Annotated in this window: 12 protein-coding genes; 6 read left to right on the top strand and 6 right to left on the bottom strand. The window is 68.8% G+C overall.

The features are described from left to right. Positions 1-671: DUF2189 domain-containing protein (locus tag ON23_RS16440; protein WP_039779224.1), on the top strand; the 671-nt coding region annotated here is incomplete at its 5' end. Between the two features lie 6 nt (positions 672-677). On the opposite strand, the gene ON23_RS16435 is transcribed toward ON23_RS16440, so the two are convergent. Beyond that, positions 678-1649 (bottom strand): DUF389 domain-containing protein, encoded by a 972-nt coding sequence (locus tag ON23_RS16435; protein WP_039779228.1) that lies wholly within the window; start codon positions 1647-1649, stop codon positions 678-680. Between the two features lie 117 nt (positions 1650-1766). After that, positions 1767-3548 carry an aspartate--tRNA ligase gene (gene aspS / locus ON23_RS16430; protein WP_039779227.1) on the bottom strand — a complete coding sequence of 594 codons (1782 nt, stop codon included), beginning with the start codon at positions 3546-3548 and terminating at the stop codon, positions 1767-1769. Between the two features lie 225 nt (positions 3549-3773). Between aspS and ypfJ the strand changes: the two genes are divergently transcribed. Both ypfJ and ON23_RS16420 read left to right on the top strand, forming a co-directional pair. Continuing rightward, the gene (ypfJ, locus tag ON23_RS16425; protein ID WP_039779223.1) at positions 3774-4673 is read left to right on the top strand and encodes a KPN_02809 family neutral zinc metallopeptidase; all 900 of its coding nucleotides are present in this window, start codon (positions 3774-3776) and stop codon (positions 4671-4673) included. Between the two features lie 107 nt (positions 4674-4780). Continuing rightward, positions 4781-5320 (top strand): hypothetical protein, encoded by a 540-nt coding sequence (locus ON23_RS16420; RefSeq protein WP_157170232.1) that lies wholly within the window; start codon positions 4781-4783, stop codon positions 5318-5320. Positions 5321-5410: 90 nt separating this feature from the next. On the opposite strand, the gene ON23_RS16415 is transcribed toward ON23_RS16420, so the two are convergent. The 4 genes from ON23_RS16415 to ON23_RS16400 form a co-directional block, all read right to left on the bottom strand. Continuing rightward, positions 5411-6490: a 2-oxoacid:ferredoxin oxidoreductase subunit beta gene (locus tag ON23_RS16415; protein WP_039779221.1), complete on the bottom strand. Its 1080-nt coding sequence runs from the start codon at positions 6488-6490 to the stop codon at positions 5411-5413. Beyond that, entirely contained in the window at positions 6487-8439 is a 1953-nt protein-coding gene (locus tag ON23_RS16410; RefSeq protein WP_039779220.1) for a 2-oxoacid:acceptor oxidoreductase subunit alpha, read from the bottom strand. The genes ON23_RS16415 and ON23_RS16410 overlap by 4 nt, the downstream gene beginning before the upstream one ends. Positions 8440-8610: 171 nt before the next feature. Continuing rightward, a complete protein-coding gene (locus ON23_RS16405) occupies positions 8611-9654 on the bottom strand; it encodes an Rv2578c family radical SAM protein (protein WP_039779219.1) in 1044 nt (347 codons plus the stop codon). 90 nt (positions 9655-9744) lie between these two features. Next, the gene (locus ON23_RS16400) at positions 9745-10737 is read right to left on the bottom strand and encodes an NAD-dependent epimerase/dehydratase family protein (protein WP_039779218.1); all 993 of its coding nucleotides are present in this window, start codon (positions 10735-10737) and stop codon (positions 9745-9747) included. Between the two features lie 176 nt (positions 10738-10913). On the opposite strand from ON23_RS16400, the gene ON23_RS16395 reads away from it, so the two are divergent. The 3 genes from ON23_RS16395 to ON23_RS16385 all read left to right on the top strand — a co-directional run. Continuing rightward, positions 10914-11237 (top strand): type VII secretion target, encoded by a 324-nt coding sequence (locus tag ON23_RS16395; protein WP_036502785.1) that lies wholly within the window; start codon positions 10914-10916, stop codon positions 11235-11237. A 3-nt stretch (positions 11238-11240) separates the two neighbouring features. Beyond that, positions 11241-12914 (top strand): hypothetical protein, encoded by a 1674-nt coding sequence (locus tag ON23_RS16390; RefSeq protein WP_051042767.1) that lies wholly within the window; start codon positions 11241-11243, stop codon positions 12912-12914. Positions 12915-13121: 207 nt separating this feature from the next. Continuing rightward, the coding region (locus ON23_RS16385) for a TIGR03619 family F420-dependent LLM class oxidoreductase (RefSeq protein ID WP_039779216.1) at positions 13122-13850 on the top strand (729 nt) is incomplete at its 3' end.

Raw genomic sequence — 13850 nt, 5'->3', positions numbered from 1 at the left:
GCATGCCGCCGCAGGGCGCGCCCGGGTACGGCGCACCGCCGGGATACGCCGGGGCGCCGGGGCTCAATATCGGCCGGGCGCTCGGCTTCGCGTGGGATCGCTTCCGCGCCAACCCGATTCCGTGGATCGCGATCACGCTCGTCGGATTCGTCGCCTATCTGATGGTGACGGTGGTGGTGAACGTCACCCATATGAACTCGCTGATGCCGGTGGTGCTGATCGGCTTGCTCGCCGCGGTCGTGGTCTGGCTGCTGCAGGCGGCAATGATTCGCGGCGCGCTGTACGAAACCGACGGCACGCCACCGGATTTCGCGTCGTTCTTCGGCTTCGTCAACGCCGGCAACGTGCTGATCACCGCCCTGCTCGTCTTCGTGGCGGCCTGCGTCGGCGCGGTGTTGTGCATCGTGCCGGCACTCGTCGTGGGCTATCTGTGCATGTTCTCGTTGCACTACGTCATCGACCAGGATCTCGATCCGTTCAGCGCGATCAAATCCAGTGTGCAGCTGGTGGTCTCGAACTTCGTACCGACACTGCTGCTGGCCCTGACCGTGGCCGCGCTGACGATCGTCGCCACCGCGCTGTGCGGTATCGGTCTGCTGGTGGTGGGACCGCTCACCATCATCGCGGTCACCTACTCCTACCGGATGCTCACCGGCGGCCTGATCGCCTGAACGATCTCATTCGCCGCCGAACCACCAGCGCGACAGGATGTTCAGTCGCTTCGGCCGTGGCGGGCCGAGCGCGTGCCCGTGATGGGGACGCAGTCGCAGCACGATGATGCCCGCCACGACGATGCCGACCATGTTCAGCCCCAGCTGGCCGATCGACTCGAATGCCTTGTGCCATTCGCCGACGGTGGCGGCGACCGCGGCGAAGCCGGCCGCCGGAATCGTCGTCACCGAGATGAACACGCCGACCAGGGCCGCCGATTTCGCGGTCACCAGCGACATCATCCCGGCCGCACCCGCCAGCAGCGCCACCACCAGCGAAAACGGGCCCACCTCGTAGATGAAGTCCACATTGCGGATGGCGTGGATGCGGTCGACGGTGATCCAGCCGAACTGTTCCCACACCAGCGACGCCAGCGTCGCGATCCCCATCGCCACCGGAAAGCCGATCAGCAGAGCCAGGATCGAGCGGCGGGCGAGGCGGAAGTCCCTGCGCACCACCGCGACCGCGACGGCGGCGAGCGGCCCGAACTCGGGTCCGACCACCATGGCGCCGACAACCGTCACCGGCGAATCGGTGGCCACACCGACGACGGCCAGCAGGCACGCGATCGTGATGAAGGCCAGGAAGGTGGGATTGAGCGTCGATTCCTCATGGGTCTGGGCGAGCAGCTCCTCCCAGACGATCGCATCCGACGGATCGCCCGGCGCCGCCTCGACCGCCCGGTCGGCCGGCGCCGACAGCACCGTTTCCACCGGCGAGAGCATGATGCCCCCGTAGTCGCCGATGCCGAGCCCACGCAGACCGGCCAGCACATCGTTGGCCGATTCGCGGGCGATATCGGCCTGGACGAGATCACCGGGCGGCTCGACCGACGCGCCGCGCTGCACGGTGATGAGCGTGGCGCCGGGTTCGGCCCGCAGCGCGGTCACCGCGGCGTCGGTCGACTCCGGTGGGCAGACCGCCCGCAGATGCAGCAAACCCAGTCCCCTGTCGTCGGCACGATCGTCCGGCACCGGGTGGCGCCGGACGATCTGCAGACTAACCGGTGCGCGGCCGCGGCTGCCCACAACCGCTTCGGCACATCCGGTTTCGGATCAGGCCTTCGGCTTGCCGTGCTCGTCGAGCACCACGTCGAGGCCGGCTTCCTTGCGCTGCTGCGCGGTGATGGGCGCCGGCGCCTCGGTCAGCGGGTCCACGCCGCCACCGGACTTCGGGAACGCGATGACCTCGCGAATCGAATCCACCCCGGCCAGCAGTGCGGTGATGCGGTCCCAGCCGAAGGCGATTCCACCGTGCGGCGGCGCGCCGAAGGCGAAGGCGTCCAACAGGAATCCGAACTTCTCCTGCGCCTCGTCGTGGCTGATGCCCATGACCTTGAACACCCGCTCCTGCACGTCGCGGCGATGGATGCGGATACTGCCGCCGCCGATCTCGTTGCCGTTGCAGACGATGTCGTAGGCGTAGGCCAGCGCCGAGCCCGGATCGGTGTCGAAGGTGTCGATGGACTCCGGCTTCGGCGAGGTGAACGCGTGGTGCACCGCGGTCCAGGCCGAATGTCCGAGTGCCACATCGCCGCTCGCGGTGGCGTCGGCGGCGGACTCGAACATCGGCGCGTCCACGATCCACACGAACGCCCAGGCGTCCTCGTCGATCAGGCCGCATTTGCGCGCGATCTCGCCACGCGCCGCGCCCAGCAGCGCCCGGCTCGACTTCGCCTCTCCGGCGCCGAAGAAGATGCAGTCGCCCGGCGCCGCGCCGACGTGCTTGGCCAGGCCCTCGCGTTCGGCGTCGGACAGGTTCTTGGCGACCGGGCCGCCCAGCGTGCCGTCCTCACCGACCAGGATGTAGGCCAGGCCCTTGGCCCCGCGCTGCTTGGCCCATTCCTGCCAGGCGTCGAGCTGGCGCCGCGGCTGGCTCGCCCCGCCCGGCATCACGACCGCCCCGACATAGGGCGCCTGGAAGACCCGGAAGGACGTGTCCTTGAAGTACTCGGCGCATTCGGTGATCTCGATGCCGAAGCGCAGATCGGGCTTGTCGCTGCCGTAGCGGCGCATCGCCTCCGCGTAGGTCATGTGCGGAATCGGCGTGGGGATCTCGTGGCCGACCAGCTTCCACAGCGCGACCAGGATGTCCTCGGCCAGCAGGATCACATCCTCCTGCGTCACGAAGCTCATCTCCAGGTCGAGCTGGGTGAACTCGGGCTGGCGGTCGGCGCGGAAATCCTCGTCGCGGTAGCAGCGGGCGATCTGGTAGTACCGCTCCACCCCCGAGACCATCAGCAACTGCTTGAACAGCTGCGGGCTCTGCGGCAGGGCGTAGAACTTACCGGGCTGCAGGCGGGCGGGCACCAGGAAGTCACGCGCGCCCTCGGGGGTGGACCGCGTCATCGTCGGGGTCTCGACCTCGATGAACGCGTGCTGGGCCAGCACCTCGCGGGCCGCGGCGTTGACCTTCGACCGCAGCCGGATGGCGTGCGCGGGGCCCTCGCGGCGCAGATCGAGGTAGCGGTACTTCAGGCGCGCCTCTTCGCCGGGCTGCTCGTCGAGCTGGAACGGCAGCGGCGCGGCCTCGTTGAGCACCACGAGTTCGGTGACGTTCACCTCGATCGCACCGGTGGGCAGGTTCGGGTTCTCGCTGCCGTCCGGACGTCCCTCGACCACACCGGTGACCTGTACGCAGTACTCCGCCCGCAGCTTGTGGGCCTGTTCGGCCGGCACGCCCTCGCGGAAGACCACCTGCGCGACCCCCGACGCATCGCGCAGATCGATGAAGATCACGCCACCGTGGTCTCGCCGCCGGGCCACCCAGCCGGTGAGGGTGACGGTCAGACCGGCGTGCTCGCTTCGCAGCGAACCAGCCAAGTGGGTGCGCAGCACGGGAATCCTTTCGACGACACGGTGCACCGGGCGCGGGATGACCTGGTGCGCCCCCATGGTAGTGAGGCGCGTCGGCCGGACGGAAACCGATATCCGACTCCCCGCGTCAGTCGGCGGACACGACGCCACTCGTCTCCCGAGCCGCCGACGCTCATGCCAAGCTGTAGAGGTTGTTTCGGCTGACCGAGCGCCGAGCAGCCCACTCGATCCACAGGAGCAGCAACGATGACCTTCAACGAAGGTATGGATATCGATCCGGACCGGGTCTCCACCGGCGGCGGCATGGGCCCCAAGCTCGCCTTGGGCGGTGGCGGCGGCTTGATCGTGCTGATTCTCGCGGTGCTGTTCGGTGTGAATCCAGGCAATCTGCTCGGCAGCGGAACCTCGGGAACGCAGACCGGTGGCGTCGACACCTCCGTCTGCAAGACCAACGGTGACGCGAACCGGTACGCACAATGCCGGGTGGTGCTGACCGCGCAGAGTCTCGACGGCGTCTGGGGCGGGGTCCTGCCGCGTCAGACCCGGGTGCAGTACACGAAACCCGGCGTGACGCTGTTCACCGGGTCGGTCGCCACCCGATGCGGCAACGCGACCAGCGCGGTCGGCCCCTTCTATTGTCCGGCGGACCGCAAGGCCTATTTCGATACCGGGTTCTTCCAGGAGCTGCGGGACAAGTTCGGGGCGGCGGGTGGTCCGCTGGCCGAGGAGTACGTGGTGGCGCACGAATTCGGCCATCACATCCAGAACCTGCTGGGCGACAGCGGGCGCGCGCAGCGCGATCCCAAGGGCCCTGATTCCGGATCGGTTCGCCTCGAACTGCAGGCCGACTGTTATGCGGGTCTGTGGGCGAGCTACGCGGACAAGACACCGGCCCCCGGCGGTTCTCAGCCGCTGCTGAAGCCGTTGTCCGACAGCGACATTCAAGACGCGCTCTCCGCCGCGGCGGCGGTCGGCGACGACCGGATCCAGAAGGCCGCCACCGGCCGGGTGAATCCGGAAGGGTGGACGCACGGTTCGTCGAACGAGCGGCAGAAGTGGTTCCTGACCGGATACCGCAACGGCCAGGTCGCGGCGTGTGACACCTTCTCGGCACCGGATCTGAACAATCCGCCGGCGCTGCGCTGAGCGCGGCCGGCCGGGACGTTCGAACGGGCGGATCGGGCGGATCTCGGCAGCAGTGCGGGCACAATGATCGGCGAGACCGGGACGGGTGGAGGGCAGGAGTGATCGACATGCGGGTTATCGGCGAGGCGAGACGAACGATGCCGGGTGTGCGGGCGGCGGTGGCGCTGTGCGCCGCGACGCTGACGGTGGCCGGCGGCGCGATGACGGCCGTGGCCGACGAACCCGCGGCCGCACTGTCGGTGGCGCTGACCACGATTCCGGGCGGGGAGCACGCCGGGGTGACGCCGGCGCCGACGCTGCTCGTCTATTCGGACGGGCATGCGGTGAACAGTCCCGACGCCGCCGATCCGGATCGGCCGGCCGACAAGGCGCCGCGGCAACGCAACGGACACGTCTCCCTCGACGCGGTCCATGCCGCCGCCGAGGAGGCGAAGAAGCTGGCCGCCGCGGATCTGGGCATGCCCAAGGACGGCAGCGGCGGGTCCACCCTGCTCGATTTCCTGGGCGCCACACCGGATCAGGACGTGCACCTGGTGGTGTACTCCCCCGGCGGCACCGACGGACTCACCGACGCCCAGAAGGCAGACCGCACCCGCTTCGCGGACCTGTGCAAGAAGTTGGTCGACGCGTTCGTCGCCGACCGCTGATTTCGCCCTCGGCGCCCCGATCGTGTCCTCGCGCTCGGGGCGCCGAAAAGCTCAGGGGCGCAATCGTTGCGGGTCGCGGAGACCCACGGATCAGCCGACGGTCCAGGTCTCGCGGCCGTTGAGCAGATTTTGCAGCGACTGCGATCCGACCGGTGCGCGTTCGACCGCCACCGCGGTTTGCGCCCGGACACCGTCGTCGTAAGTGGGACGGGTGACGTCGCGGAAGATGCCGATCGGGACGTGGGTCAGATCCTGGGAGGTCAACCGCGAGAGCGCGTAGGCGTATTCGGACCGTTCGCAATGGGCGTCGTGCACCACGATCTCACTCTCGGCGACCTCCGACGACGCGACCACCTCGAGCCCGAAACCGTTGCGCACCACCGCGAATTCGCCGTCCGCGCCGAAGCGGATCGGTTCCCCGTGCCGCAAGCGGATCAGGTGGGATTCGGCGTTGTCGCGGCGCAGTGCGTCGAAGGAGCCGTCGTTGAAGATCGGGCAGTCCTGCAGGATCTCCACGAACGAGGTGCCACGGTGCTCGGCCGCGGCGCGCAGCACCTCGGTGAGGCCGGCGCGGTCGGAGTCGAGGGCGCGCGCGGCGAAACTCGCCTCGGCTCCCAGCGCCACCGACAGCGTGTTGAACGGGTGGTCGATCGAGCCGAGAGGCGTCGACTTGGTCACCTTGCCCGGTTCGGAGGTCGGTGAGTACTGGCCCTTGGTCAGGCCGTAGATCCGGTTGTTGAACAGCAGAATCGTCATGTTCACGTTGCGGCGCAGCGCGTGGATCAGGTGATTGCCGCCGATCGAGAGGGCATCGCCGTCGCCGGTGACGACCCAGACCGACAGATCCGGCCTCGTCACCGCGAGTCCGGTGGCAATCGCCGGGGCACGGCCGTGGATGGAGTGGACGCCGTAGGCGTCCAGGTAGTACGGGAATCGGCTGGAACATCCGATGCCGGAGACGAACATCAGGTTTTCCCGCCGCAAGCCCAGTTCGGCGAGAAAACCGCGCACGGTCGCGAGGATGACGTAGTCACCGCATCCCGGGCACCAGCGCACCTCCTGATCGGAGGTGAAGTCCTTGACCTTCTGCGGGCCGTCCGCGCCGGGTACTCCGGAGACCCCGGTCAGGCCGAGATCGGCGCCGATGAGCGAGGTGTCGACGATGGTCATCGGTGTCCCCCTGTCGTGCGATAGGTCGCCCGGGCCCGGGCATCGAAGGCCTTGTTCTGTTCCAGCTCGCCGATGGATCCGTCCAGTGCCGCGTCGATCACGCCGACCAGCTCCTGGGCGGAGAAGGCGGTTCCGGCCACCTTCGTCCACGGCTGTACGTCGACCAGATATGTGCCGCGCAGCAGCAACGCCAGCTGGCCGCCGTTCATCTCCGGCGCGACCACCCGGCGATAGCGGCGCAACACCTCGCCGGTGTTGGCGGGCAGCGGGTTGAGGTGGCGCAGATGCGCCTGCGCGACCGGTACGCCGCGGCGGCGCGCCCGGCGGCACGCCTCACCGATCGGGCCGTAGGAACTGCCCCAGCCGATCAGCAGCAATTCGGCGGTGCCGTCGGGGTCGTCGACCTCGAGGTCGGGCACCGCGATGCCGTCGATCTTTGCCTGGCGCAGGCGGACCATCAGTTCGTGGTTGGCCGGATCGTAGGAGATGTTGCCACTGCCGTCGGCCTTCTCCAGTCCGCCGATCCGGTGCGCGAGGCCGGCGGTTCCGGGCCTGGCCAGCGGCCTGGCCAGGGTTTCCGGGTCGCGCGCGTAGGGCTGAAATGGGTGCCCGTCCGCGGCGTCCGCTTCGGCCGGCGGTTCGAATGCCGGGTCGATCGGCTCGAGGTCGCCGACCCGGGGAATCGACCACGGCTCGGAGCCGTTGGCGATGGCACCGTCGGACAGCAGCAGTACCGGGGTGCGGTAGGTGAGCGCGATGCGCGCGGCGTCCACCGCGGCCGCGAAACAGTCCGCCGGCGAACGCGGCGCCACCACGGCGACGGGCGATTCACCGTTGCGCCCGTACAGCGCCTGGAGCAGATCGGCCTGTTCGGTCTTGGTGGGCAGGCCGGTCGAGGGCCCGCCGCGCTGGACGTCGATGATCACCAGCGGCAGTTCCGTCATCACCGCCAAGCCGATGGTCTCGCTCTTGAGCGCCAGCCCGGGACCCGACGTACTGGTCACGCCGAGCGCGCCGCCGATCGAAGCACCCAGTGCCGCACCGATTCCCGCGATCTCGTCCTCGGCCTGGAAGGTGGTGACGCCGAAGTTCTTGTGCTTGCTCAGTTCGTGCAGGATGTCGGAGGCCGGCGTGATCGGATAGGTGCCGAGGAACACCGGCAGCCCGGACAGTTGCCCGGCCGCGATCACGCCGTAGGCGAGGGCGGTATTACCGGTGATCTGCCGGTAGGTGCCGCGCGGCAGCGTGGCGGGCGCGACTTCGTAAGTGGTGGCGAAGGTTTCGGTCGTTTCGCCGTAGTTCCAGCCGGCCCGGAACGCCAGCACATTCGCCTCGCCGATTTCCGGTGTGGCGGCGAACTTTTCGCGCATGAAGGCCTCGGTACCGCCGAGCGGGCGGCCGTACATCCACGACAGCAGCCCGAGGGCGAACATGTTCTTCGCGCGCTGGCCGTCCTTCTTGCCGATCCCGGTCGGTTCGGTGGCGGTCAGTGTCAGCGACGTCATCGGCACCCGGTGCACCACGAAGTCACCGAGACTGTCGTCGGTCAGCGGATCTCGTTCGTAGCCGACCTTCGCGAGGGTGCGTTTGGTGAATTCGTCGGTGTTGACGATGACCGTCGCCCCTCGTGCGAGATCGTCGATGTTCGCCTTGAGCGCGGCCGGATTCATGGCCACCAGCACGTCGGGCTGATCGCCCGCGGTGAGGATGTCGTAGTCGGCGATCTGGATCTGGAACGACGACACCCCGGGGAGTGTGCCCTGGGGTGCGCGGATCTCGGCCGGAAAGTTCGGCTGGGTGGCGAGGTCGTTGCCGAAGGCGGCCGCCTCGTGGGTGAATCGGTCTCCGGTCAGCTGCATACCGTCGCCGGAATCACCGGCGAAGCGGATGACGACCTTCTCCAATTTTTCGCTGCCGGTGGGGCGGTCAACGCCCTGATTCGACACCATGCGCCTGCATCACTTCCTCGTAGGGATGAGGTACCACACGCCAAGTTACTCCGCGGCTCGCCGGAGAATCCGTGGAACGAACAACCCGGCGAGCATGCGGTACAACGAATTTCGGCCGCGAGCGGCCGGGCCCCCAGGGGCCGGTGGGTCCGCCGGTATCCGGCGGAGCGATCAACCGAACAACGCCAACTGCGGGTCGGACCGTATTGCCTGCACGTCACCGTCCGGCTCGGAGGGGCCCGCGGCCCGGCCCCGCGCCGGTAGATCCCGGTGCCGATCGAGCCGGTACCGGGCCAGCAGCGGATCCACTCGCTGCCGTAACCACGCAGAGTACTCCGGTGTGACGTACGCCCCACGACCGTACAGCTGCCGGTATCGCCGCAGCAGCGCCGGGTGATCTTCGGCCAGCCATTGCAGGAACCATCCCCTTGTACTTCCGCGCAGATGCATCGGCAGCACGGTGGCCCGCGCCCCGCCGGACGCCGCGATGGCGCCGAGCAACCGGTCCAGATGGTCGACGTCGTCGGTGAGATACGGGATGACGGGAGCCACCATCACGTTCACGTCGAATCCGGCCTCGGCCAGCGTCCGCACCAGTTCCAGCCGCGCCCGGGGGCCGGGCGTACCCGGCTCGACCGCGCGGTGCAGTTCCTCGTCGACCGTCGCGATCGACACCGCCAGGCTCACCGGGACCACGCGGGCCGATTCGACCAGCAGCGGCAGGTCCCGCCGCAGCAGCGTGCCCTTGGTGAGGATGGAAAACGGCGTCTCCGCGTCGGTGAGGGCCGCGATGATCCCCGGCATCAGGCGGTAACGCCCCTCGGCCCGCTGGTAGGGATCGGTATTGGTGCCCAGCGCGACCGGGTCGCGCTGCCACGAGCGCCGGCGCAATTCCTGGCGCAGCACCGCGGCCACGTTCGTCTTCACCACGATCTGGGTGTCGAAATCACGCCCGGCGTCCAAGTCCAGATATTCGTGGGTGGGGCGGGCGAAGCAGTATCGGCAGGCATGCGAACAGCCGCGCATCGGATTGATCGTCCATTCGAACGGCACCGCCGAACGCTGCGGCACCCTGTTCAGCGCACTCTTGCACAGCACCTCGTGAAAGGTGACGCCCTCGAAGTCCGGCGTCTGCACGCTGCGGACGAATCCGGCACGCTCCAGCCCTGGGAGCGCGCCGTCATCGGCTGCCGGGTTCTGGTTCTGCCATCGCACCCGTTCAGTCGAACACCCGTTCGATAAGATGTCAAGGACCGCGCCGCGCACGCACCCCGTCCCTGCCGCGGCGCCGTCCCGGAGCGGCCGTCAGGCCATACTGCTCGCGACCGTGCGCACCGCCTCGCCCTTGTAGAAGGCCACCAGGTCACGCACCGTTTCCTCGGTAGGCCGGGGCAGGTAGCCGAGTTCGGTGCGCGCCTTGGTCCCGTCGATCTCGGGGGCCGACAGCAGCGCGCCCATCGCCGCCCGCGACACCCGGTCGCTGCCCAGCATCTTCCCGATCGGTTCCAGCACCGGCAGCGCCCCCGAGATCACCTTGGCCGGGATGGCGAAGCGCGGGCCCCGCTTCCCGTTGATCTGGGCGGCGAGCTGGGTGACCTCGAGCATCGTCACCATCGCCCCGGAAAGCAGATAGTTCTCGCCGGTGCGCCCGCGCTCGCCCGCGAGAATCAGCCCGGTGGCGACGTCGCGCACGTCGACCAGATCGAATCCGCCGCCGATCATAACCGGCACCCGTCCGCGCGCGGCATCCCACAGCGTCGTGTTGATCCGGGAGTCGGAGTGGTCGACCGGGCCGTACACGCCGGTCGGATTGCAGATCACGGCGTCCAGACCTCGGTCGACGACCGCACGCAATTCGACCTCGCCCTGGAATTTGGAGCGGTCGTAGACGGGCAACGCCGGATCGACGGAGCGCGGCGCGTTCTCGTCGATGCGGCCGCCGCAGCTGTACTGGTTGAAGGCGTGGATCGAACTGGCGTGCACCATGCGCCGGGCGCCGACCGCCAGCGCGGCTTCGGCCACCACGCGCACGCCTTCGGTATTCACCCGCCAGGCCAGGTCGTTGCGATGCGCGAGGGTGATCACGGCGACCAGGTGGTAGACCACCTCCGCACCAGCCAGGGCCGACCGCATCGATGCCGGGTCCAGCACGTCGCCGCTCACCCAGGTCACACTCGGATCCGTTGCGCCGGAGGGCCGAACCCGATCGATGGCGGTCACCTCGTGACCGCGCTCCACCAGCTGGTGAAGCAGATTCGTGCCAAGGAAGCCGGCTGCGCCGGTGACTGCGACCTTCATGCGACGAGAATATAGAACCCGTTCTAATTTGCAACAAGTTCTAGTTTGTCGGACTCGAATCGCGTCGGCCGGGTCGGTTATATTGAGCCCAGCCCAGCCTCCGGTCGACGCCCGGTCGCCGAGGCTTGTTCGACGTTGACGACTGAGTTGACCACGATGATTGGGGGGCAAGTTCGATGAGCGATCTCACCGCCGACCAGAGCGCGATCAGCGCGTTCGGGGCGACACATCAGAGCATCGGGACCGAAATCGCCGGCGCGGCCGATATGGATACCGCGACGCACGTCGCCGCGATGACGCCCGTTTTCGGGCTCATCGGCGCCGACTATCTGGCGATGTTCGCGGCGGCGCAGGTACTGCATTGCAGCGATGTCAACGATCTGTCGGCCAAATGTAATCACTTGGGGCAGTCCGCATTCGGCACCGTCGCGATCCTCGGCGACAACGACGCAGCCGCCGCGGGCGCCCTGGGCGCCATCGGCAACGCGATCGGAGGCTGATCGGTGCACACCATCGGTTCCGGTACCGACAGCGGCGTCATCGCCGCCCCGGCCGCCTCCGCGGCCGACACCTCACCGATCGCGCCCGCCGCACCGGCCTCCATCCCGGACGCCGGCCTTGCCTCGGCCGCACAGCAGGGCCCGATCACCGATATCCCCCTGCCGCAGCTGCCGCCCGATACGCCGCCCGCCTCGGCACCGGCCTTCACCACCGCGCGAAAAGAATTCGAGGACAACGGTTCTCACGGCATCGGCGCTCCGCACCTGCCCGGCGGGGGTGCCGGCGCCCCCGATGCCGGTGACGGCCACGCCGGAGTGCTGGGCGACGCCGCGTCGCCGCTGCTCGGCGCGGGCCACGACGTGTTGCATCAGGCCGCCGGTGCGCTCGGCGGAGTACCCGGCGCCCAGCACGTGCTCGACGGCGCCCAGGCCGCATTGAATCAGGCGCCCGCCGCGCTCGACGGTGCCGCCGGTGCGGTCCAGCAGGCCGCCGCCCCGGTCGCCGCGGCAGTGCCGGCGAATCTGCCGCCCATGCCCGCCGATCCGGTGGCCGCGCTGATGAGCGGTATGGCGCTGCCCGCACTGCCGGGGATCGACGTGCTGTTCAAACCGTTCCTCGACCTGCTGTCGAGTTTCGGCACGGGTGTGATGGGGGCACTCAATCCGGCCGATCTGCTCAGCCAGTCCTCGCAGGTCATCCAGAGCGCCATGCAGATCGGCATGGGTGCGATGAAGTCGGTCGAGCAGGTCTGGCAGGGCCAGTCGGCCAGCAGCGCGCAGACCGCGGGTCAACAGGTGCAGGCCCACGGTGAGGACGCCAGCCAGCGCGGCTTCGACATCTCGAAACTCACCGACGAGGCCGCGGCGGTGGTGCAGCGCGGCAACGTCCAGCTGACTCAGGTCGCCCAGTCCTTCGCGACCCAGGCCGGCGCGCTCGCTCCCGTCGCCTTCACTCCCCCGGGTCAGGCCACGCTGATCGCCGCGGCGACCGAACATCTCGGCCAGGCGGTCGCGATCGTGAACGCCACCCGAGGCGAATTGGGCGGCTACACAGGCCAATTGGCGAACGTGGTCAACCAGCTCGCCGGCCAGTACGCACCGCAGGCGGCCGATGCCGCGCAGGCGGTGGCGCAGAACGTCGGGCAGCCGATCGTGGAGCAGGCCCAGAGCATGCTGTCGGGCGGCGGCGCGGACACCCAGGCCGCCGGTCTCGGTGACCTGAGCGGCTCCGGGCTGTCCGGCGCTTCGACGCATGCCAGCGCCTTCGGTGGCAACGGCGCGCACCCCGGTTCGATGAGCGGCAGTGGCGGTGGGGCGCTGAGCGGCCTCACCGGCGGACTCGGGGGCACCGCGTCCGGTGGCGGCGCGGCGGCCAAGCCCGGTCTCGGGTCCGCGGTGCCCGGCGCCCGCCCCGGAACCCCCGGGATGCCGTTCGGCCCGGGCATGCCCGGTACGCCCGGCCAGGGCACGCCCGGTTCGGGTTTCATGGGCGGCGGCACACCCGGTGCGGCCGGTCAGCGCAACGCCGACGACGATCGCGGCCGCACGGTGCAGAACTACCAGAGCCTCACCGGCAACACCGACCTCACCGGCCCGCTGGGAGAGACCACGCCCGAGGTCATCGGCCAGACCCATTCCGACGAGCTCATCAGCGATTACGAGAACGACCAGCTCTGATCGCCGCGGCGCGGCAGCCGCATCATGCCCCGGATGGCCTGGACCCTACGGTCCGGGCCATTCCGCGTCGAGCGCCGAACCTAGAACAGGTTCATTCGACCGATCAGTGGTCGAACTCGGGACAACGCACTGCCTATCCCACTAGGATCGCCAGCACAACTAGAATCTGTTCTAGTTTCATATCGGCAACACCCGAGAGGACCACCGATGCGTTTCACCTACGCGGAGGCGATGACCGATCCGGCGCACTACGTACCGCTGGCACAGGCCGCGGAGGCGGCCGGATTCCACAGTATGACCATCGCCGACAGCGTCGCCTATCCCGCGGAGTCGGATTCGACCTACCCGTACACCCCGGACGGCAACCGGGAATTCCTCGACGGTAAGCCGTTCATCGAGGCGTTCATCCTCTCCGCGGCGCTGGCCGCGGTGACCACGACGCTGCGGTTCACGCCCTTCGTGGTGAAACTGCCGATCCGCCCGCCGGTGCTGGTGGCCAAACAGGCCGCCTCCCTCGCCTACCTCAGCGGCAACCGTTTCTCCCTGGGCGTCGGCATCAGCCCGTGGCCCGAGGACTTCCAGATCATGGGCGTGCCGTTCGAACGGCGCGGCAAGCGCATGGACGAATGCATCGAAATCGTCCGCGGCCTCTCCCGCGGCGAGTACTTCGAATACCACGGCGAGTTCTACGACATCCCGAAGATCAAGATCACCCCGGGCGCCACCGAACCGCTTCCGATCCTGGTCGGCGGGCACAGCGATGCCGCGCTGCGACGCGCCGTGCGCCTGTGCGACGGCTGGATGCACGCCGGTGGCGATCCCGAGGATCTCGACCGCATGCTCGCCCGCCTGAACGAATTGCGTTCCGAGCGGGACGCGTCCACGCCGTTCGAGATCCACGCCGCCTCGCTGGACGCCTACACCACCGACGGCATC

The sequence above is a fragment of the Nocardia cerradoensis NBRC 101014 genome (assembly GCF_000308535.1).
GTDB classification, from domain to species: Bacteria; Actinomycetota; Actinomycetes; order Mycobacteriales; family Mycobacteriaceae; genus Nocardia; species Nocardia cerradoensis.
Note: the sequence above shows the minus strand (reverse complement) of the source record. Positions and strands in the feature narration are given on the sequence as shown.

Coding starts and splice junctions, on each gene's coding strand:
- ypfJ (WP_039779223.1), top strand. CDS start 3,774: ATGACCTTCAACGAAGGTATGGATATCGATCCGGACCGGGTCTCCACC.
- ON23_RS16420 (WP_157170232.1), top strand. CDS start 4,781: ATGCGGGTTATCGGCGAGGCGAGACGAACGATGCCGGGTGTGCGGGCG.
- ON23_RS16415 (WP_039779221.1), bottom strand. CDS start 6,490: ATGACCATCGTCGACACCTCGCTCATCGGCGCCGATCTCGGCCTGACC.
- ON23_RS16410 (WP_039779220.1), bottom strand. CDS start 8,439: ATGGTGTCGAATCAGGGCGTTGACCGCCCCACCGGCAGCGAAAAATTG.
- ON23_RS16400 (WP_039779218.1), bottom strand. CDS start 10,737: ATGAAGGTCGCAGTCACCGGCGCAGCCGGCTTCCTTGGCACGAATCTG.
- ON23_RS16395 (WP_036502785.1), top strand. CDS start 10,914: ATGAGCGATCTCACCGCCGACCAGAGCGCGATCAGCGCGTTCGGGGCG.